This is a genomic window from Allobosea sp. CRIB-10, from assembly GCF_900112185.1.
Lineage (GTDB): Bacteria > Pseudomonadota > Alphaproteobacteria > Rhizobiales > Beijerinckiaceae > Allobosea.
The window spans coordinates 66,219-87,859 of sequence record NZ_FOKP01000016.1; the positions used below are offsets into that span (position 1 = coordinate 66,219).

Annotated in this window: 14 protein-coding genes; all 14 read right to left on the bottom strand. The window is 65.4% G+C overall.

All coding sequences use genetic code 11. The features are described from left to right. Window positions 1-7 precede the first annotated feature (7 nt). Entirely contained in the window at window positions 8-316 is a 309-nt protein-coding gene (locus BMZ69_RS19315; protein WP_092159641.1) for a 50S ribosomal protein L23, read from the bottom strand. Further along, window positions 313-933, bottom strand: a complete 621-nt coding sequence (rplD, locus tag BMZ69_RS19320; RefSeq protein WP_092159652.1) for a 50S ribosomal protein L4 — start codon at window positions 931-933, stop codon at window positions 313-315. Before rplD ends, BMZ69_RS19315 begins: the two co-directional genes overlap by 4 nt. Further along, complete coding sequence (gene rplC / locus BMZ69_RS19325; protein ID WP_092159653.1) at window positions 933-1,667, bottom strand: 50S ribosomal protein L3; 735 nt, start codon at window positions 1,665-1,667, stop codon at window positions 933-935. Before rplC ends, rplD begins: the two co-directional genes overlap by 1 nt. 69 nt (window positions 1,668-1,736) lie before the next feature. Next, window positions 1,737-2,045: a 30S ribosomal protein S10 gene (rpsJ, locus tag BMZ69_RS19330; protein WP_043237115.1), complete on the bottom strand. Its 309-nt coding sequence runs from the start codon at window positions 2,043-2,045 to the stop codon at window positions 1,737-1,739. 67 nt (window positions 2,046-2,112) lie between these two features. Further along, window positions 2,113-3,303 carry an elongation factor Tu gene (gene tuf / locus BMZ69_RS19335; RefSeq protein ID WP_092159654.1) on the bottom strand — a complete coding sequence of 397 codons (1,191 nt, stop codon included), beginning with the start codon at window positions 3,301-3,303 and terminating at the stop codon, window positions 2,113-2,115. 50 nt (window positions 3,304-3,353) lie between these two features. Next, window positions 3,354-5,429 carry an elongation factor G gene (fusA, locus tag BMZ69_RS19340; protein WP_092159656.1) on the bottom strand — a complete coding sequence of 692 codons (2,076 nt, stop codon included), beginning with the start codon at window positions 5,427-5,429 and terminating at the stop codon, window positions 3,354-3,356. Window positions 5,430-5,465: 36 nt separating this feature from the next. Further along, window positions 5,466-5,936, bottom strand: coding sequence for a 30S ribosomal protein S7 (gene rpsG, locus BMZ69_RS19345; RefSeq protein ID WP_092159657.1), 471 nt, complete (start codon window positions 5,934-5,936; stop codon window positions 5,466-5,468). 71 nt (window positions 5,937-6,007) lie between these two features. Further along, window positions 6,008-6,379 (bottom strand): 30S ribosomal protein S12, encoded by a 372-nt coding sequence (rpsL, locus tag BMZ69_RS19350; RefSeq protein WP_057189964.1) that lies wholly within the window; start codon window positions 6,377-6,379, stop codon window positions 6,008-6,010. A gap of 396 nt (window positions 6,380-6,775) precedes the next feature. Continuing rightward, window positions 6,776-8,773: an ABC transporter ATP-binding protein gene (locus BMZ69_RS19355; RefSeq protein ID WP_244543437.1), complete on the bottom strand. Its 1,998-nt coding sequence runs from the start codon at window positions 8,771-8,773 to the stop codon at window positions 6,776-6,778. Window positions 8,774-8,828: 55 nt separating this feature from the next. After that, on the bottom strand, window positions 8,829-10,916 hold the full coding sequence (locus BMZ69_RS19360; protein ID WP_092159658.1) for an FAD-dependent oxidoreductase: 2,088 nt from the start codon (window positions 10,914-10,916) through the stop codon (window positions 8,829-8,831). Window positions 10,917-11,214: 298 nt separating this feature from the next. Beyond that, window positions 11,215-12,297 (bottom strand): helix-turn-helix transcriptional regulator, encoded by a 1,083-nt coding sequence (locus tag BMZ69_RS19365; RefSeq protein WP_092159659.1) that lies wholly within the window; start codon window positions 12,295-12,297, stop codon window positions 11,215-11,217. A 259-nt stretch (window positions 12,298-12,556) separates the two neighbouring features. After that, window positions 12,557-16,741 (bottom strand): DNA-directed RNA polymerase subunit beta', encoded by a 4,185-nt coding sequence (gene rpoC / locus BMZ69_RS19370; protein WP_092159660.1) that lies wholly within the window; start codon window positions 16,739-16,741, stop codon window positions 12,557-12,559. Between the two features lie 129 nt (window positions 16,742-16,870). Further along, on the bottom strand, window positions 16,871-20,989 hold the full coding sequence (gene rpoB, locus BMZ69_RS19375; protein WP_092159661.1) for a DNA-directed RNA polymerase subunit beta: 4,119 nt from the start codon (window positions 20,987-20,989) through the stop codon (window positions 16,871-16,873). Between the two features lie 239 nt (window positions 20,990-21,228). Continuing rightward, the gene (rplL, locus tag BMZ69_RS19380; protein ID WP_092159662.1) at window positions 21,229-21,612 is read right to left on the bottom strand and encodes a 50S ribosomal protein L7/L12; all 384 of its coding nucleotides are present in this window, start codon (window positions 21,610-21,612) and stop codon (window positions 21,229-21,231) included. Window positions 21,613-21,641 lie beyond the last annotated feature (29 nt).

A 21,641-nucleotide genomic window follows, 5' to 3' on the forward strand; every position in this document is an offset into this window, starting at 1 on the left:
ATCCTTCTCAGAGGCCCGTGGTGACGTCGATGGAGTGGCCCTCTTCGAGGGTCACGACCGCCTTCTTGACGTCAGAGCGCTGGCCGAGACGGCCGCGGAAGACCTTGACCTTGCCCTCGGTGACGAGCGTGTTGACGCTCACCACCTTGACGTCGAACAGCTTCTCGACGGCCGCCTTGATCTGCGGCTTGGTCGCGGTCTTGGCGACTTTGAAGACGACCTTGTTGTGCTCGGAGAGCATCGTCGCCTTCTCGGTGATCACGGGGCCGACGATGACGTCGTAGTGCCGCGGATCGAGGTTCTTGGACTGGCTCATTTGAAGCGCGCCTCCAGCGCATCGACAGCCGAGCGCGTCAGCACGAGCTTGTCGCGACGCAGGATGTCATAGACGTTGATGCCCTGGACCGGCAGCACGTCGACGTTCGGGATCGAACGCGCGGCCAGGCCGAAGTTCACATCGATCTCGGCGCCGCCGATCACCAGCGCGCTCGACAGGTCGAGCTTGCCGAAATGGCCGAGCAGGATCTTGGTCTTCGGCTCCGCGAGCTTCGCGTCGTCGATGATGATCAGGCCGGCGTCCTTGGCCTTCGACGAAAGCGCATGGCGCAGGGCCAGGGCCTTCACCTTCTTCGGCAGCTCGTGAGCATGGTCACGAACGACCGGGCCGAAGGCCTTGCCGCCGCCGCGGAACTGCGGAGCGGAAGCCGCGCCGTGGCGAGCGCCGCCGGTGCCCTTCTGCTTGTAGATCTTCTTGCGCGAGCGATCGACTTCCGAGCGGCCCTTGGTCTTGTGCGTGCCGGCGCGGCGCTTGGCGAGCTGGTAGCGCACCATGCGGGCGAGCAGGTCGGCGCGCGGCTCGAGGCCGAAGATCGCGTCGGACAGTTCGAGCGAGCCGGCGTTGCCGCCGTCAAGAGTGACGATATCGAGTTTCATCACACGTTCTCCTCAGCCTGGGCCGCAGGAGCCTCGACAGTTTCGGCCTTGCTCTCGCCGGAAACCTTGAACTTGCCCGGCAGCGGGGCGTCCTTCGGCAGCGAGCGCTTGACGGCGTCACGGACGTGGATCCAGCCGCCGGCAACGCCGGGGACGGCGCCCTCGACCAGGATCAGGCCGCGCTCGGCGTCCGTCTGGACGACGCGCAGGTTCTGCGTGGTGACGCGCTCGGTGCCGAGATGGCCCGGCATCTTCTTGTTCTTGAAGGTCTTGCCCGGGTCCTGACGGCCACCGGTCGAACCGATCGAGCGGTGCGAGATCGAGACACCGTGCGTAGCGCGCAGACCGCCGAAGTTCCAGCGCTTCATGCCGCCGGCGAAGCCCTTACCGGTGGTCGTGCCGGAGACGTCGACGAACTGACCGACGACGAAGTGGTCGGCGGTCAGCTCGGCGCCGACCGGAATCAACGCGTCGTCGCTGACGCGGAACTCGACCAGCTTCTGCTTCGGCTCGACCTTGGCAACGGCGAAATGGCCGCGCTGCGCCTTCGAGACGTTCTTGACCTTGGCACGGCCCGTCCCGAGCTGCACGGCGACATAGCCGTTCTTGTCCTTCGTGCGGTGCGCGACGACCTGGCAGTTGTCGAGCTTCAGCACGGTGACCGGGATGTGCTCGCCGGCATCGGTGAAGATGCGGGTCATCCCGACTTTCTGTGCAATCACACCGGAACGCATCGGTGCATACCTTCCTTTGGGGTCATGTCCATCCGGGGACACCGGAAACAGAGGACCCGTTTAATCGGATCAGAGCTTGATTTCGACGTCGACGCCGGCGGCGAGATCGAGCTTCATGAGGGCGTCGACCGTCTGCGGGGTCGGGTCGACGATATCGAGGACCCGCTTGTGGGTCCGCATCTCGAACTGCTCGCGCGACTTCTTGTCGATGTGGGGCGAGCGGTTGACGGTGAACTTCTCGATCAGCGTCGGCAGCGGGATCGGGCCGCGCACCTGGGCGCCCGTCCGCTTCGCGGTCGAGACGATCTCTCGCGTCGACGCATCGAGAATGCGGTGATCGAACGCCTTAAGGCGGATCCGGATGTTCTGACCGTTCATGGTCCTGGTGTCTCCGTGACGTGAAAAGGCGAAAGCCCCGAAGGGCTCTCGCCCTCACGAAAACGCGTTACGCGATGATGCTGGCGACGACGCCGGCGCCGACGGTGCGTCCGCCTTCGCGGATGGCGAAGCGCAGCTTCTCTTCCATCGCGATCGGCACGATCAGGTGCACTTCCATGGCGATGTTGTCGCCCGGCATCACCATCTCCGTGCCCTCGGGCAGGTGCACCACGCCGGTCACGTCCGTCGTGCGGAAGTAGAACTGCGGGCGATAGTTGGTGAAGAACGGGGTGTGGCGCCCGCCCTCCTCCTTCGTCAGGATGTAGGCCTCGGCCTTGAACTTGGTGTGCGGCTTCACCGAGCCCGGCTTGCACAGCACCTGGCCGCGCTCGACGTCCTCGCGCTTGGTGCCGCGCAGCAGCGCGCCGATGTTGTCGCCGGCCTGGCCCTGGTCGAGCAGCTTGCGGAACATCTCGACGCCGGTCACCGTCGTCTTCACCGTGTCCTTCAGGCCGACGATCTCGATTTCCTCGCCGACCTTGACGATGCCGCGCTCGACGCGGCCGGTCACCACCGTGCCGCGGCCCGAGATCGAGAACACGTCCTCGACCGGCATCAGGAACGGCTGGTCGATCGGGCGCTCCGGCTGCGGGATGTAGTCGTCGACCGTCTTCATCAGCGCGATCACCGCGTCATGCCCGATCTCCGGGGTCACGCCGTCCAGCGCCGCCTTGGCCGAGCCCTTGGTGATCGGGATGTCGTCGCCCGGGAAGTCGTACTTCGACAGAAGCTCGCGAATCTCCATCTCGACCAGCTCGAGCAGCTCGGCGTCGTCGACCAGATCCACCTTGTTCATGAACACCACCAGGGCGGGAACGCCGACCTGGCGCGCCAGCAGGATGTGCTCGCGGGTCTGCGGCATCGGGCCGTCGGCAGCCGACACAACCAGGATCGCGCCGTCCATCTGCGCCGCGCCGGTGATCATGTTCTTCACATAGTCGGCGTGCCCGGGGCAGTCGACGTGAGCGTAGTGGCGGGCCGGGGTCTCGTACTCGACATGCGCCGTCGAGATCGTAATGCCACGGGCCTTCTCCTCAGGCGCCTTGTCGATCTGGTCATACGCCGTGAACGACGCGCCGCCAGACTCAGCCAGAACCTTCGTGATCGCAGCCGTCAAAGACGTCTTGCCATGGTCGACGTGACCAATCGTACCAATGTTGCAGTGCGGCTTCGTGCGAGCAAACTTCTCTTTGGCCATCGTAGCCTCCGTCAGATCTCTTCAAGTGTTCCGTGTAATGCGTTCTTATATCAGGCGTATTTGGCCTGGACCTCGGCAGCGACCGCGGACGGCACCTGCTCGTAATGGTCGAACTGCATCGTGTAGTTGGCGCGGCCCTGGCTGAACGAGCGCAGCTGGTTCACATAGCCGAACATGTTGGCCAGCGGCACCATCGCATTGATGACGACCGCGTTGCCGCGCATGTCCTGGCCCTGGATCTGGCCGCGCCGGGAGTTCAGGTCGCCGATGACCGAGCCGGTATAGTCTTCCGGGGTCACGACTTCGACCTTCATGATCGGCTCGAGCAGCACCGAGCCGCCCTTCTGCAGACCTTCACGCAGAGCGGCGCGCGAGGCGATTTCGAAGGCCAGAGCCGACGAGTCGACCTCGTGGAAGGCGCCGTCGATCAGCGAGACCTTGACGTCGACCACCGGGAAGCCGGCGAGCACGCCGGAGCCGATGACCGAGTTGAGGCCCTTCTCGACGCCGGGGATGTACTCCTTCGGCACCGCGCCGCCGACGATCTTCGACTCGAACTCGAAGCCCTTGCCGGTCTCGTTCGGCTCGATCACCAGCTTGACGCGGGCGAACTGGCCGGTACCGCCGGTCTGCTTCTTGTGGGTGTAGTCGACCTCGGCCTTCTTGGTCAGCGTCTCGCGATAGGCGACCTGGGGCGCGCCGATATTGGCGTCGACCTTGTAGGTGCGCTTCAGGATGTCGACCTTGATGTCGAGATGCAGCTCGCCCATGCCCTTCAGGATGGTCTGGCCGCTCTCCTGGTCGGTCGAGACGCGGAAGGACGGATCCTCGTTCGCGAGCTTCGACAGGGCCAGGCCCAGCTTCTCCTGGTCGGCCTTGGACTTCGGCTCGATCGCGATCGTGATGACCGGCTCGGGGAACTCCATGCGCTCCAGGATCACAGCCTGGTTCGGATCGCACAGCGTGTCGCCGGTGCGGACGTCCTTGAGGCCGGCCAGGGCGACGATGTCGCCGGCATAGGCCTCCTTGATGTCCTCGCGGTTGTTCGCGTGCATCAGCAGCATGCGGCCGACACGCTCTTTCTTGTCGCGCGTCGAGTTGATGACGCCCTGGCCCGCCTCGACCTTGCCCGAATAGACGCGGCAGAAGGTGATCGTGCCGACGAAGGGGTCGTCCATGATCTTGAAGGCGAGCATGGCGAAGGGAGCTTCGTCGGTGGGCTCGCGGGTGGTCGGCTCTTCGGTCTTGAAGTCGATGCCTTCGACGGCGCCGCGATCGACCGGCGACGGCAGGAAGTCGACGACGGCGTCGAGCAGGGGCTGCACGCCCTTGTTCTTGAAGGCCGAGCCGCAGAGGACCGGGTGGAAGGCGCGGCGCTGCACGGCCGTGCGCACCAGGCGGCGCAGCGTGTCGGCGTCAGGCTCGTTGCCTTCGAGATAGGCTTCCATCGCCGCATCGTCCATCTCGACGGCGGCTTCGACCAGCTTCGAGCGATACTCGGCAGCCTTGTCGGCGAGATCGGCCGGGATCTCCTTCTCGTCGAAGGACGCGCCGAGCGCCTCGCCGTTCCAGACGATCGCCTTCATCTTGATGAGGTCGATCACGCCGGCGAAGTTCGACTCCGAACCGATGGGGATCTGCAGGCAGACGGGCTTGCCGGCGACGCGGTCGATGATGTCCTGGACGCAGCGATAGAAATCGGCGCCGATCTTGTCCATCTTGTTGACGAAGACGACGCGCGGGACGTCGTACTTGTCGGCCTGACGCCAGACGGTCTCGGTCTGCGGCTCGACGCCCTGGTTGCCGTCGAGCACGCACACGGCGCCGTCGAGCACGCGCAGCGAACGCTCGACTTCGATGGTGAAGTCGACGTGGCCGGGGGTGTCGATGATGTTCAGGCGGTTGTCGCGCCAGAAGCAGGTCGTCGCAGCCGAGGTGATCGTGATGCCACGCTCCTGCTCCTGCGTCATCCAGTCCATGGTCGCGGCGCCGTCATGGACTTCGCCGATCTTATGGCTCTTGCCGGTGTAGAAGAGGATGCGCTCGGTCGTCGTCGTCTTGCCGGCATCGATGTGGGCCATGATGCCGAAGTTGCGATAGCGATCGATAGGATGAGAACGGGGCATGGGAATGCTCTGTCTTTCCGGGTCGTAACGGACGAATTACCAGCGATAATGCGAGAAGGCGCGGTTGGCTTCCGCCATCCGGTGCGTGTCTTCGCGCTTCTTGACGGCGTTGCCACGGTTGTTGGCGGCGTCCATCAGCTCTGCCGAGAGGCGCTCGACCATGGTACGGTCGTTGCGGCCGCGGGCAGCGGCGATCAGCCAGCGGATGGCGAGAGCCTGGCGGCGCTCGGTGCGAACCTCGACCGGGACCTGATAGGTCGCGCCGCCGACGCGGCGGGAGCGGACCTCGATCGCCGGGGCGACGTTCTCGAGCGCGGTCTTGAAGACGGCGAGCGGATCGCTCTTCAGCTTGCCTTCGATGATATCGAAGGCGCCGTAGACGATGCCTTCGGCGGTCGACTTCTTGCCCTCGTACATGACCGAGTTCATGAACTTGGTCACGACCACGTCGCCGAACTTGGCGTCGGGAATGATCTCGCGCTTCTCTGCACTATGGCGGCGGGACATCGTCTAGTCTCCGGTCAATTCTTCTAAAACGGCGAACCGGCTGGGCCCCTGCCCGGCCGGTCCGACACTGATTACTTCGGACGCTTGGCGCCGTACTTCGAACGGCGCTGCTTGCGGTTCTTGACGCCCTGCGTGTCGAGCACGCCGCGCAGGATGTGATAGCGCACGCCGGGAAGATCCTTCACGCGGCCGCCACGGATCATGACGACCGAGTGTTCCTGGAGGTTGTGACCCTCACCCGGAATGTAGCCGATGACCTCGAAGCCATTGGTCAGGCGCACCTTGGCGACCTTACGCAGCGCCGAGTTCGGCTTCTTCGGGGTCGTCGTATAGACGCGTGTGCAGACGCCGCGCTTCTGCGGGCAGTTCTCGAGCGCCGGCGCGGTGTTGCGCGCCTTGACCGGCGAGCGCGGCTTGCGGATCAGCTGGCTGATTGTCGGCATTTAAGGCCTCTCGCTCCCTTGAGCGCTAGATGAATTTCGTGTCCATTCCGGCGCCGAGCGAGGCCATGACCAAACGAAGCCGCGCCATCGGCGCCCAATTACGGGGCCTCAGGCGCGTTCGCCATGCAGAGGAACACGGAACGAGCCCGCATTCATGCGTCCTGCCATGTCGTCGTTAGACGCTGGAATTCCGATGGAGTTTCGGTCGCGAACCTCGCTTGCAACAAAGGCAAGCGACAAACGTGTCCGACAGCCATCGACAGTGGCGCGCTTATGACTCAGGTAAGGATTCGCGTCAACCCCGGATTTGCCCCTTTGGACCCGTTCCGGTCAGCTTGTTCTGCAGGCTGAGCCGCGAAGCAGTCTCTGGGCTGAAAGTGAGAGGCGGATTCAGCTTCAATCGTCGTCATCCTCGGCGCTCGCCCGCATCTGGTCGTTCCAGAGCCTGCGGTAGAGGCCGCTGCGCTTGCGCATCAGGCTCGCATGGTCGCCGCGCTGCACGACTCGGCCGGCCTCCATCACGATGATCTCGTCCATGTCGGCGACCGAGGTCAGCCGATGCGTCACGAACAGCAGGCTGCGGCCGCGGCCGATCTTCTTCAAGGTGCGGTTGATCGCGGCCTCGGTCGTCTGGTCGAGCGCCGAGGTCGCCTCGTCGAGCAGGAGAATCGCCGGATCGCGCAGCAGAGCACGGGCGATCGCGATGCGCTGGCGCTGCCCGCCCGACAGGGTCTCGCCGCGCTCGCCCACGATGGTGTCGTAGCCCGCGGGCAGGCTCATGATGAACTTATGAATCTCGGCCTTCTTCGCGGCGGCCTCGACCTCGGCGTCCGATGCCTCGAGCGAGCCGAGCCGGATGTTCTCGCGCAGCGAGGTGTGGAACAGGACATTGTCCTGGAACACCACCGCCATCTGGGCCCGCAGCGAATCGCGGGTGACGCTGGCGATGTCGACGCCGTCGATCGTAACTCGCCCCTGCTGCGGATCGTGGAAGCGCAGCAGCAGGCTGAGCAGCGTGCTCTTGCCCGCCCCGCTCGGCCCGACGATGGCGACGCGCGTGCCGGCGGGAATGGCGAGGTCGAGCCCGTCGATCTGGGCGCCCTCCCCGCCATAGGAAAAGCGCACGCCTTCGAAGCCGATCTCGCGCGCGATCCGCGGGCACTCGACCGCGTCCGGCCGATCGGAGACGCGGATCGGCTCGTCGAGGATGTCGCGCATGTGCCGGACGGCGCCGGAGGCGTCGATCACCACCGGAATGTACTGCGTCAGGTGGTTGAGGTTGTAGGTGATCTCCCAGAACACCGCCTCGAAGGCGACGAAGGTTCCGACCGTGATCACGTCGTTGAAGGTGAGATAGGCGCCGATCGCCAGCACGATCAGGTGCAGCCACAGCACCACGATGGTGATCGAGCGCTCGACCATGGTGTTGAGGAAGGTCGAGCGCGCCTGCGCCGCCCGCAGCACGCGATTGCGCTGGCCGAACCAGCGCTGCGAGATGCCGACGAGACCAAAGGCCTTCACCACCGGCTGGGCGCCGATATTCTCCTGGACGACGCCGAGTTCGCCGGCCTGAGCGCGCTTGACCTCATAGCTGGCGGCGACCGCCTTCGGCGTGATCAGCCGCGGCCCGATCAGCGCGATCGGGATGATCAGCAGCGCCAGCAGGCCAAGCTCGGTGTTGAGGTAGATCAGCAGGGCGATGCCGGCCAGCAGCTCCAGCAGCGGCAGCGCGCCCCAATTGGCGAAATGGATGACCGCCTCTTCATAGGTGGTCATGTCGTTCGAGAAGCGCGACAGGATCTCGCCGCGGCGATGGCGCTCGTAGAAGCTCAATGGCAGCTTCTGGATATGCTCGAACAGCGAACGGCGCACATCAGTGGTGATCGCCGCCGTCACCTTGGCGTCGATCCATTCATACCAGATCGCAACCACCGAGGTGATGATCCCGGCAACGCCGAGCACGCTGAGGATGAAGATCAGCTCGCTGCGATCCTTGTCCTCGAAGACTTCGTCGAGAAGGTATTTGAGCGAGAGCGGCATCAGCACGTTGAAGGCCATCTCGACCAGCAGGCCGAGCCCCACCAGGGCGATGCCGAGCCGATGCGGCCCGAGATGCGGCCAGGTGAAGGAGAGGACGCCCTTCAGCGCCCCCGCGGCTTCGCCGGCGGTGTAGACGACCGGACCGTCATCGTCCTCGTCGTCCTCCTCCTCGTCATCCTCGTCATCGTCGTCCGCGTCGTCTTCCGCCTCGGCCGCGCCGGCCTGCAAAGCGCGCCGCTTCGGCTCCTCGGGCGGACGCGGCGCCGGCCGCTTCGCCGCGCCGGTGGCCTTCGCCGCCGGATCGGGCACGGCACCATTCTCGCCCGTGCCCGGCTTGACCTCGTCGTCGCTCACTGATCACCGGCGGGGCTGGACCAGCGCCCGCCGCTCCCTCTCGGATCGGATTGGCTCAGGCGCTATCGGGCGCGATGCGGTTGAAGAAGCAGTAGCGCAGGCTCTCCGCATCCTCGTACCAGCGGCCTGGCCCCTTGTCGGCGGCGAGCGTGCGCGCCCAGACCGCGTCGAGCATCTCCTGGCTCTGGATCGCCATGTCGAAATCCTCGTCGAAGAACAGCTCCGACCATTCCCACCAGGTCGCGAGCTTCTTCACCCCGCGCAGCAGATCGTACATGTCGCAGACCTCGGAGGTGAGGTCGGCCGTCACCGAGCCGAAATAGACGCCGCGCGTCGCCACCCGGTGCAGTTCGCTGAGCGCATCGCCGACGCCGCGCTTGCCGAGATGGGCGAGGCAGCTCTCATAGACGATGTCGAAGGAACCATCCTCGAAAGGCAGGTCCGTAACCGTTCCGAACAGATTGTACTTGGTCAGATGCGCCGGCGTGCGGCCATGGATGTAGCGGTTGTTCTCGATGCCCCAGGCGTCGATGCCGAGCTCGCGCAACGCTCCGACGAGCTCGCCCGAAGCAGAACCGGCGACCAGCAGCTTGAAGCCGGGCTCGGGCTGCCAGACCAGATCGATCAGGTCGCGGATATAAGAGGGGTCGCTGAAGCGGCTCCAGACCTCGCCATAGGCCCCGGCGCCGCGATAGGCGTCGAAATAGCCACGATCGATCCGCAGCGAGGGCTCAGGCACGGTGATGCCGCCCGCCTGCCCTGCGCTTCTGGCGAGCCCGGTGGCGTAGCGCTGGCGCATCACCTTGCTCAGCATCAGGTCGCTGGCGATGTCGGCGGAATCGAGCACCCCGTTCAGGGTGGAGTCGAACAGGTAGTCGCCGACGACGATCAGCCCGTCATGCTCCTTCGGCTCCGGCATGTGGTTCGTCACCACGTCGCGCACCGGAACGCCGCCAGGAATCGCGTTCACCGAAGCCATCCAGCGATGGACCTTGGCCTCGATCAGATGCTCGAAGGGATCGCCCAGTGAGGCCGGCAACGACTTCAGTGCCGCCTTGGTCAGCGCCTCGTCGTCGAGATTGGCATAGGACAGCGCGTCGATGCCGGCGATCAGCCAGTTGAGCACGCCATGGCGGCCGACATCGTGCCGGGCGCCCTCGATATAGACACAGCAGCCACCGAAGCTCTCCGACATGAACCAGGCGCCCTCGATCTGGCCCTCCCAGAACGGCTTGTCGAACAGGGCGGCGACGCGCAGGTAGTGCGCCGGCCGGTCGAAATGGGCGAGATGGCGGCTCATGCTCCGGCGCAGCCGGCCCTCGCCGAAATCGATGGTGCCGAGCCAGTTGTGCGGCAGGCACATCAGCACGAAGTCGAATTCGCGCGTCTCCGGCCCCTTGCCGTTCATCATGTCGAGCTTGTAGCGGCCGCCCTCCGCCTTGCCGACGCGGAGCACGCGATGATTCAGGAAGACTTCGGCGTCGAGACCGGCACTCAGCCCCTCGACCAATTGCTCGTTGCCGTTCTGGATCGAATAGACGTCGATATAACCGTCGACATCCATCAGATAGTTCTTCAGCGCGTTGAGGCCGTTGCTGAGATGGCCTTCCGAGGCGATGTCGGAGCGCGCCATCGCCCGGAAGAAGCGTCGCGCCACCGGATCGGCCACCTCCTGCTCGAGCACCTCGTCGGCGCTCATGAACATCCAGGGATGGTTGTTGTCGTGCTTGCCGGCGCCTTCATAATAGGCCTGCTGCGACATCAGCTCGATGCAGCGCGCTCGGAACGCCAGGATGGCGTCGGCGGTGGCATCACCATAGCGCCGGCGCATGCCTTCGACGCCGTCGACCAGCTTGCCGTCGAGATGAAGGGCCTGCGAATCCATCGGGATGGTCTGGAAGCCGAAGCCCTCGATCATCTCGCGCAAAGGATCATGACCGAGCTGAGAATAGCCATAGATCTCGGCGACACCAGCCTCGTAGAGGGCCGGCGCACTGTCGAAGCGGCGCGAGACGATCTTGCCGCCGAGCCGCTCGGACGCTTCGAACAGCGTCACCCGGCACAGGCCCTGCATCTTCTTGCGCACTTGCCAGGCCGTCATCAGCCCGCCGGGACCGCCACCGACTATTGCAACTTCCAGCATTCTACCCGCCCTGCCCCAGCGTCTCGCGCGTCATGCTCTATGATGAGGACTATAGCGCCACGGAGTTGCCATAATTTTACCGCCGCGACCATGCCTCTGTTTCGGTGTGAGCCGTCTCGCCACGTCCTTCCGGCATGCAGGCCGCCCGTCCCCGATCAAGCTCCCCGGTGAGGAAGCAGAATCGCTTCTGGAACGAGTGCGGAATCGACCTGGACGGCCTGGACACACCGGGAAGACCCTTGCGACCGCCAGTGCAACAATCGCACCGTAAGACGCCTGCCCGGTCGACCCCTTTGGCCTAGTCGCGCCCCGAAACGCCGGCGCCGCGCAACAGGCCGATCAGGTCGGCCTGGCGGTGCAGGCCGGTCTTGGCCATGACGCGCTTCAAGGTCGAGCGCGCGGTCTCCTCCATCACGCCGAGCGCCGCCGCGGCCTCGCGCGGGCGGTGCCCGGCGGCGATCAGCGCGGCGAGCCTCGCCTCGGCCGGCGTCAGGTCGAACAGCCCCTGCACGACATCGGCGGTCGGCACGTCCTTCACCACCACCGGCGTCACCACCAGGATGCTCGCGGCCCGCGAGAAGATGTCGTGGGCGACGCCACGGATCGGCGTCAGATGCAGAATAAAGGGCGGCTGGTTCTGCCGGCGCGCCACCGGGATCGACCGCACCGTCGCGCCGGCGATCTGTCCCCTTGCCTGCAGGGCCGCCACGAGCAGGCTGTCGGCCGCGGCATCGACCAACCCCAGGCGTGACGGGCGATCGATCGCGACGGAAGGGATCAGCGCCTCGAAACGGGGGTTGAGCGCGAGCGTGCGGCCCTCGCGATCGAGGATGGCGGCCGGCAGGCCGATCGCCTCCAGCGCCCGGGCAGCGCCCTGCGCCCGCTCGAATTCGAGCCGGGCCGAGAGCAGCATGGCCCGCGCCAGGTGCGGCCGCATCAGATCGAAGCGCGCGATCAGCTTGTCGTCGACATGGCCCTCCTCCCGTGCACGCTCGGCATGCAGGATGAAGGCCTCGCCGGTCGGTGACGCGATCGAGGTCGCGACCCCGATCCCCAGGCCCTGTGGCAGCAGGAAATCGCGATAGACCGGCTCGCTCGCCATTTCGTCGTCGGAGAGAATGTCGATGTCGCGCAGGAAGCCGGCATGGCGGCGCTCGAGCAGACGCCGTGTCCGCTCATTGCCAGGGAACCGGTTGAAATGGGTCGCGACGACCTGATCGAACTCGGCCGATGAGGAAATCCAGCGACTGGAGCTCGGCGTCACCGCGACCAGCACGGCTCCGGCGCCACGCGCGATCTCCTGGAAACGCCGCAGAACCTGCGGCCACAGTTCCGGCACCACCGCCGCTTCGTAAAGTCCGTCGAGAAACTTTTCGTCCATAGCCCCGGTCGCACCCAGGCATGGTCCGCTGAACGGGGCTCCCATTCGCCGACCATGCCTCCGCATGGCGTGTCAGCATGCCCTTCGTCACTCGGCCGCTTCCGGCCGCACAAAGAAAGACACCCTGGCGCATCGCTGCCCCCCCGACAGGTTTCGCAACGTAAGCTTAGCCCAGCTGTACTAGAAAAGGTCAAGAGTGCTGAAACGAGAACGGCCGCCCGAAGGCGGCCGTTCCACAAAGTCAGCAAGTTCGCCGGTATTACTCGGCCGCAGGCAGCACCGCCGCAGCGGCAGCCGCGGCCTTGGCCGCCGCATCCGCCTTCTGGCCGACGATGAGATCGTCGCGACGCGTCGCCACCTGCTTGATGCGGGCGACCTGCGCGCCGGTGCCGGCCGGGATCAGCGAGCCGACGATGACGTTCTCCTTGAGGCCTTCCAGCATGTCCATCTTGCCGTTGACCGCCGCCTCGGTGAGGACGCGGGTCGTCTCCTGGAAGGAGGCGGCCGAGATGAACGAGCGGGTCTGCAGCGAGGCCTTGGTGATGCCGAGCAGGACCGGAACCCCGGATGCCGGCTTCTTGCCCTCCTCGCGCAGCTTGGCGTTGACCTCTTCCAGCTCGATCCGGTCGATCTGGTCGCCGGTCAGAATGTCGCTGTCACCGGATTCGGTGATCTCGACCTTCTGCAGCATCTGCCGGACGATGACCTCGATGTGCTTGTCGTTGATGGTCACGCCCTGGAGGCGGTAGACCTCCTGGATTTCGTTGACCAGGTAAGCGGCAAGCTCCTCGACGCCCTTGATCGCCAGGATGTCGTGCGGCGCCGGATTGCCGTCGAGGATGTAGTCCCCGATCTCGACGACGTCGCCATCCTGCAGGTGGATGTGCTTGCCCTTCGGGATCAGGTACTCGACCGCATCCGTGCCGTCATGCGGGGTCAGCGTGACGCGACGCTTGTTCTTGTAGTCGCGCCCGAAGCCGATGACGCCGGCCTTCTCGGCGATGATCGCGGCATCCTTCGGACGACGCGCCTCGAACAGCTCGGCAACGCGCGGCAGACCGCCGGTGATGTCACGGGTCTTGGCCGAGTCGGTCGAGACACGCGCCAGCACGTCGCCGGCCTTCACCGACGAGCCCGGCTCCACCGAGATGATGCCGTCGACCGGCAGGATGTAGCGGGCGTCGCCACCACGGGCGAGCTTCGCGATCTTGCCGTCCGAGCCGTTCAGGATCATGGCCGGGCGCAGGTCCGAGGTACGGGCCGAACCACGCCAGTCGATCACCAGACGCTTGCTGATGCCGGTCGCCTCGTCGGTCGTTTCCGTCATCGACATGCCGTCGACCAGGTCCTCGTAGCCGACCTTGCCGTCGACCTCCGCCAAGATCGGGCGGGAATAGGGATCCCACTCGATCAGGCGCTGGCCGCGCTTGACCTTGTCGCCCTCATCGACGCGCAGCTTCGAGCCGAACTGGACGCGGTGAACCGCGCGCTCGGCGCCGTCCGGGCCGGTGATGACGATGGCGAGGTTGCGCGCCATCGCGATCAGGTCGCCATCCGAGTTCCGCGCGACGTTGCGGTTGCGGATCTTGACCGTGCCCTCGAAATTCGACTCGACGAAGGACTGGTCGGCGATCGTCGCCGCGCCGCCGATGTGGAAGGTACGCATGGTGAGCTGCGTGCCCGGCTCGCCGATCGACTGCGCCGCGATGACGCCGACGGCCTCGCCCATGTTGACGGGCGTGCCGCGGGCCAGATCGCGGCCGTAGCAGGTCGCGCAGACGCCGTTCTTGGTCTCGCAGGTCAAGACCGAGCGGATCTTCACCTCCTGGACGCCGGCGGCGTTGATCTTGGCGATGTGGCTTTCCTCGATCACCGCGCCCTTGGCGACCAGGACGTTGCCGTCGAGATCGACCACGTCCTCGGCCGCCGAGCGGCCCAGGATACGCATGCCGAGCGAGGCCACGACCTGGCCGGCATCGACGATGGCGCGCATCTTGATGCCGTTGTCCGAGCCGCAATCGACCTCGGAAATGATCGCGTCCTGCGCCACGTCGACGAGACGGCGGGTCAGGTAACCCGAGTTCGCCGTCTTGAGCGCCGTGTCGGCAAGACCCTTACGGGCGCCGTGCGTCGAGTTGAAGTACTCGAGAACGTCGAGGCCTTCCTTGAAGTTCGAGATGATCGGGCTCTCGATGATCTCGCCCGACGGCTTGGCCATCAGGCCGCGCATGGCGGCGAGCTGGCGCATCTGCGCCGGCGAACCACGGGCGCCCGAGTGGCTCATCATGTAGATCGAGTTGATCGGCTTGTCGCGACCGGCATCGTCCTTCTTCACGGTCGAGATGCGGGCCATCATCTCCTGGGCGAGCTTGTCGGAGCACTTCGCCCAGGCGTCGACGACCTTGTTGTACTTCTCGCCCTGGGTGATCAGGCCGTCCTGATACTGCTGCTCATAGTCCTTCGCCAGGGTACGGGTCGCATCGACGATCTCCCACTTGTTCTCGGGGATCACCATGTCGTCCTTGCCGAACGAGATGCCGGCCTTAAACGCGTGCTTGAAGCCCAGCCCCATGACGCGATCGCAGAAGATCACCGATTCCTTCTGACCGCAGCCGCGATAGACGGCGTCGATCATGTTGGAGATTTCCTTCTTGGTCATCAGCTTGTTGACGACGTCGAAGGTCATGGCCGGGTGCTCGGGCAGCGCGGTCGAGAGAATGACGCGGCCCGGCGTGGTGTCGTAGATCTTGGTGTAGGGCTGGCCGTCCCGGCCGACACCGGTCCAGCGATACTTGATCTTCGAATGCAGCGTGACGACCTTCTCGTGCAGCGCGTATTCGAGCTCGCCGAAGTCGCCGAAGATCTTGCCCTGGCCCGGCTCGCCATCCGAGATGATCGAGAGGTAGTAGAGGCCGAGCACGATGTCCTGCGACGGCACGATGATCGGCATGCCGTTCGCCGGGTGCAGGATGTTGTTGGTCGACATCATCAGGACGCGCGCTTCCAGCTGCGCTTCGAGCGACAGCGGGACGTGCACGGCCATCTGGTCGCCGTCGAAGTCGGCGTTGAACGCGGCGCAGACCAGCGGGTGCAGCTGGATCGCCTTGCCCTCGATCAGCACCGGCTCGAAGGCCTGGATGCCGAGGCGGTGCAGCGTCGGAGCGCGGTTCAGCAGCACCGGATGCTCGCGGATGACCTCGTCCAGGATATCCCAGACCTCGGGCTTCTCCTTTTCGACCAGCTTCTTGGCCTGCTTGACCGTGGTCGAGTAGCCCTTGGCGTCGAGGCGCGCATAGATGAACGGCTTGAACAGCTCGAGCGCCATCTTCTTCGGCAGCCCGCACTGGTGCAGCTTCATCTCTGGGCCGACGACGATGACCGAGCGGCCCGAATAGTCGACGCGCTTGCCGAGCAGGTTCTGCCGGAAGCGGCCCTGCTTGCCCTTCAGCATGTCGGCGAGCGACTTCAGCGGACGCTTGTTGGCGCCGGTGATGACGCGGCCGCGACGGCCGTTGTCGAACAGGGCGTCGACCGACTCCTGCAGCATCCGCTTCTCGTTGCGGATGATGATGTCGGGCGCGCGCAATTCGATCAGCCGCTTCAGGCGGTTGTTGCGGTTGATGACGCGGCGATAGAGGTCGTTCAGGTCCGAGGTCGCGAAGCGGCCGCCGTCGAGCGGCACGAGCGGACGCAGATCCGGCGGGATGACCGGGATCACGGTCATCACCATCCATTCCGGCTTGTTGCCCGACTCCTGGAAGGCCTCGATGATCTTGAGGCGCTTCATCAGCTTCTTCGGCTTGAGCTCCGACGTGGTCGTCGCGATCTCATGCTTCAGGTCGGCATTGATCTGGTCGAGGTCGAGCGCGCGCAGCATCTCGCGGATCGCTTCCGCGCCGATCATCGCCGTGAAGGTGTCGGCGCCGTACTCTTCCTGGGCGCGGACATACTCTTCTTCGGTCAGCAGCTGGCGATCCTTGAGCGGGGTCAGGCCCGGCTCAAGGACGACATAGGATTCGAAGTAGAGGATGCGCTCGAGATCCTTGAGCGGCATGTCCATCAGCAAGCCGATGCGCGAGGGCAGCGACTTCAGGAACCAGATATGCGCGACCGGGGCGGCGAGCTCGATATGGCCCATGCGCTCGCGCCGGACCCGGGCCAGCGTCACCTCGACGCCGCACTTCTCGCAGATCACGCCCTTGAACTTCATGCGCTTGTACTTGCCGCACAGGCACTCGTAGTCCTTGATCGGCCCGAAGATGCGGGCGCAGAACAGGCCGTCGCGCTCGGGCTTGAACGTGCGGTAGTTGATCGTCTCGGGCTTCTTGATCTCGCCGAACGACCAGGATGCGATCTTCTCAGGGCTGGCGATCGAGATCTTGATCGCGTCGAACGCCTGCTGCACCGGCTGCTGGCCGAAAAGGTTCATGACCTCTTGCTTCATAGCCTGTCTCCTATGGCCGGTGGGATTTCAAGGGAAACCGCCCTGCCCGACCTTTGATCCATCGGCCGGCGGCGCCACTGCCGCCGGCATGAGTAACGAACGCCGTCGCGCCCTTGCGGGCGTGACGCCTTACTCGGCTGCCTCGGCGGGGACTTCGCCCGGCTTCGGCTTGGTGTTGACCAGCTCGACGTTGAGGCCGAGCGAGCGCATCTCCTTGACGAGCACGTTGAAGCTCTCGGGGATGCCGGCTTCGAAGTTGTCCTCGCCGCGCACGATCGACTCATAGACCTTGGTGCGGCCGGCGACGTCGTCCGACTTCACCGTCAGCATCTCCTGCAGCGTGTAGGCGGCGCCGTAGGCTTCCAGCGCCCAGACCTCCATCTCGCCGAAGCGCTGGCCGCCGAACTGGGCCTTGCCGCCGAGCGGCTGCTGGGTGACCAGCGAGTACGGGCCGATCGAGCGGGCGTGGATCTTGTCGTCCACCAGGTGGTGCAGCTTCAGCATGTAGATGTAGCCCATCGTGACCTTGCGGTCGAAGGGCTCGCCGGTGCGCCCGTCATAGAGCGTCGACTGGCCGGACGAGTGAAGACCCGCCTGCTCCAGCAGCCGCTCGATGTCGGTCTCCTTGGCGCCGTTGAACACCGGCGTCGCGATCGGAACGCCGCGGCGCAGGTTCTGACCCATCTCGATCAGCTCGGCGTCGTCCATCGAGGCGATGATCTCGTTGTCCTCATACACGGCATCGAACGACGCGCGCAGGGCCTTGGAGTCATGCGCCTTGCGATAGGCGTCGATCGCCTTGCCGATCTGCTTGCCGAGACCGGCGGCAGCCCAGCCCAGATGCGTCTCCAGGATCTGGCCGACGTTCATGCGCGAGGGCACGCCGAGCGGGTTCAGCACGATGTCGGCATGGGTGCCGTCCTCGAGGAACGGCATGTCCTCCGCCGGCACGATGCGCGAGACCACGCCCTTGTTGCCGTGACGGCCGGCCATCTTGTCGCCGGGCTGGATCTTGCGCTTAACCGCGACGAAGACCTTGACCATCTTCATCACGCCCGGGGGCAGCTCGTCGCCGCGCTGCAGCTTCTCGACCTTGTCGAGGAAGCGCTGCTCGAGGCGCTTCTTCGACTCGTCGTACTGCTTCCGCATCGCCTCGATTTCGGTCATCAGGGCGTCGTCCGCCGTGGCGAACAGCCACCACTGCGAGCGCGGGAACTCGCTCATCACCTCGCGGGTGATGACCGTGTCCTTCTTGAAGCCCTTCGGACCGGCGAGGCCGGTCTTGCCGGTCAGGATCTCGGCCAGACGCGCGAAGGTGTTGCGGTCGAGGATCGCCTGCTCGTCGTCGCGGTCCTTGGCGAGACGCTCGATCTCCTCGCGCTCGATCGCCTGGGCGCGCTCGTCCTTGTCGACGCCATGGCGGTTGAACACGCGAACCTCGACGATCGTGCCCTGGACGCCCGGCGGCACGCGCAGCGAGGTGTCGCGCACGTCCGAAGCCTTCTCGCCGAAGATGGCGCGCAGCAGCTTCTCTTCCGGGGTCATCGGGCTCTCGCCCTTCGGCGTGATCTTGCCGACGAGGATGTCGCCAGCAGCCACTTCGGCGCCGATATAGACGATGCCGGCTTCGTCGAGGTTCTTCAGCGCCTCTTCCGACACGTTCGGAATGTCGCGCGTGATTTCCTCAGGACCCAGCTTGGTGTCGCGGGCCATGACCTCGAATTCCTCGATATGGATCGAGGTGAAGATGTCTTCCGAGACGATCTTCTCCGAGAGCAGGATCGAGTCCTCGAAGTTGTAGCCGTTCCACGGCATGAACGCGACGAGCACGTTCCGGCCGAGCGCCAGCTCGCCGAACTCCGTCGACGGGCCATCGGCGACGATGTCGCCCTTCTTGACGACGTCGCCGACGCGCACCAGGGGACGCTGCGTGATGCAGGTCGACTGGTTGGAGCGCTGGAACTTCTGCAGACGATAGATGTCGACGCCCGGCTTGGTCGGGTCCATCTCGTCCGAGGCGCGGATGACGATACGGGTCGCGTCGACCTGGTCGACGACGCCGGCGCGGCGGGCCGCGATGGCGGCGCCGGAGTCACGGGCGACCGCGGCCTCCATGCCGGTGCCGACGAAGGGCGCGTCGGCGCGAACCAGCGGCACCGCCTGGCGCTGCATGTTCGAGCCCATCAGCGCGCGGTTGGCGTCGTCGTTCTCGAGGAACGGAATCAGCGCCGCGGCGACCGAGACGACCTGCTTGGGCGAGACGTCCATGAAGTCCACCTTGTCGACCGGCACGACGATGACCTCGCCGGCGCGGCGGCAGACGATCAGGTCGTCGGTCAGACGGCCTTCCTTGTCGACGGCGGCGTTCGCCTGGGCGACGTTGTACTTCGCCTCCTCCATGGCCGAGAGATAGATGATCTCGTCGGTCTGCTTGCCGTCGCGGATGCGCCGGTACGGGCTCTCGATGAAGCCGTACTTGTTGACGCGCGCGAAGGTGGCGAGCGAGTTGATCAGGCCGATGTTCGGGCCTTCCGGCGTCTCGATCGGGCAGATGCGGCCGTAATGCGTGGTGTGGACGTCGCGCACCTCGAAGCCGGCGCGCTCGCGGGTCAGGCCGCCCGGGCCGAGCGCCGAGAGACGGCGCTTGTGGGTGACCTCCGAGAGCGGGTTGGTCTGGTCCATGAACTGCGAGAGCTGCGACGAGCCGAAGAACTCGCGCACCGCGGCGGCCGCGGGCTTCGCATTGATCAGGTCCTGCGGCATCACGGTGTCGATGTCGACCGAGGACATGCGCTCCTTGATGGCGCGCTCCATGCGCAGGAGGCCCAGACGGTACTGGTTCTCCATCAGCTCGCCGACCGAGCGCACGCGCCGGTTGCCGAGATGGTCGATGTCGTCGATCTCGCCCTTGCCGTCGCGCAGGTCGACCAGCGCCTTGACGACCGCGAAGATGTCCTCCTTGCGCAGGATGCGCACGGTGTCTTCGGCGTCGAGGTCGAGACGCATGTTCATCTTGACGCGGCCGACGGCCGAGAGGTCGTAGCGCTCCGCGTCGAAGAACAGCGACTGGAACATGTTCTCGGCGGTCTCGAGCGTCGGCGGCTCGCCCGGGCGCATCACGCGGTAGATGTCGAACAGCGCCTCTTCACGGCGCGAGTTCTTGTCGACCTTGAGCGTGTTGCGGATGTAGGGGCCGACCGTGATGTGGTCGATGTCGAGCACCGGCAGCTCGTCGAAGCCGGCGTCGAGCAGCGCCTTCAGGCTCTTCTCGTCGATCTCGTCGCCGGCCTCGGCGAAGACCTCGCCGGTCTGCGGGTTGACCAGGTCCTCGGCGATGTACTGGCCGTAGAGGTCCTCGTCCGTGGCGCGCAGGAACTTCAGGCCCTTCTCGGCGAGCTGACGGGCGGTGCGCGCGACCAGCTTTTTGCCGGCCTCGATCACGACCTCGCCGGTGTCGGCGTCGATCATGTCGACGGTCGCCTTGAAGCCCTTCATGCGCTCGGCGTCGTAGGGAACGCGCCAGCCGTCCTTGTCGCGGACATAGCTCAGATGGTTGTAGAAGCGCGCGAGGATCTCCTCGCCGTCCATGCCGAGGGCGAACAGTAGCGAGGTGACCGGGATCTTACGCTTGCGGTCGATGCGGGCGTAGACGATGTCCTTGGCGTCGAACTCGATGTCGAGCCAGGAGCCGCGATAGGGGATGATGCGGGCGGCAAAGAGCAGCTTGCCCGAGGAATGGGTCTTGCCCTTGTCGTGGTCGAAGAACACGCCCGGCGAGCGGTGCATCTGCGAGACGATGACGCGCTCGGTGCCGTTGACGATGAAGGTGCCGTTGTCCGTCATGAGCGGCATCTCGCCCATGTAGACGTCCTGCTCCTTGATGTCCTTGACCGACTTGGCCTGGGTGTCCGGGTCGATATCGAACACGATCAGGCGCAGCGTCACCTTGAGCGGCGCCGAGAAGGTCATGCCGCGCTGGCGGCACTCGTCGACGTCGTATTTCGGCGGCTCGAAGGTGTACTTGACGAACTCCAGCAGCGAGGCGCCGGAGAAGTCGCCGATCGGGAACACCGACTTGAAGACCGACTGCAGGCCCTCGTCGCCACGGCCGCCCTTGGGCTCCTCGACCATCAGGAACTGGTCGTAGGACGCCTTCTGAACCTCGATGAGGTTCGGCATCTCCGCCACTTCCTTGAGCTTGCCGAAGAACTTGCGGACGCGCCTGCGACCCTGGAGGGAAGTTACCATCATGTTCCTCGCAATCTCGGACGGCTCACCCGGGGGTCCGGGCCTTGGCGGAACGGGCCGCCGGGTGAGCCGCTCGGCGCTCATGCGCGCCGACGTTCAAACTGGATCGACCTGCATCATGGCAGGCCCTGCACCACGTCGCTCCGGTTGCCGGAAACGACGCAACAGCCCCGGAGGCGGCGAGCCGCCCCGGGACTGTCCTTGTCGACTAGATACGGACCGGCATCAGCCGGCCCGGCTCACTTGAGCTCGACCTTCGCGCCGACGGCCTCGAGCTGCTTCTTGAGCTTCTCGGCCTCGTCCTTGGCGACGGCTTCCTTGACCGGCTTCGGAGCGGCTTCGACCAGATCCTTGGCTTCCTTGAGGCCCAGGCCGGTGATGGCGCGGACTTCCTTGATCACCTCGATCTTCTTGTCGCCGGCCGAGGCCAGGACAACGGTGAACTCGGTCTGCTCTTCAGCAGCGGCAGCGCCGGCGCCGGCGCCAGCAGCCGGGCCAGCGGCCACGGCGACGGCAGCAGCGGCGGAAACGCCCCACTTCTCTTCGAGCATCTTGGCGAGGTCAGCAGCCTCGAGAACGGTGAGCGACGAGAGTTCGTCGACGAGCTTGGCGAGATCGGCCATTGTTTAGCTTCCTGATGTAAGAGGTTCGA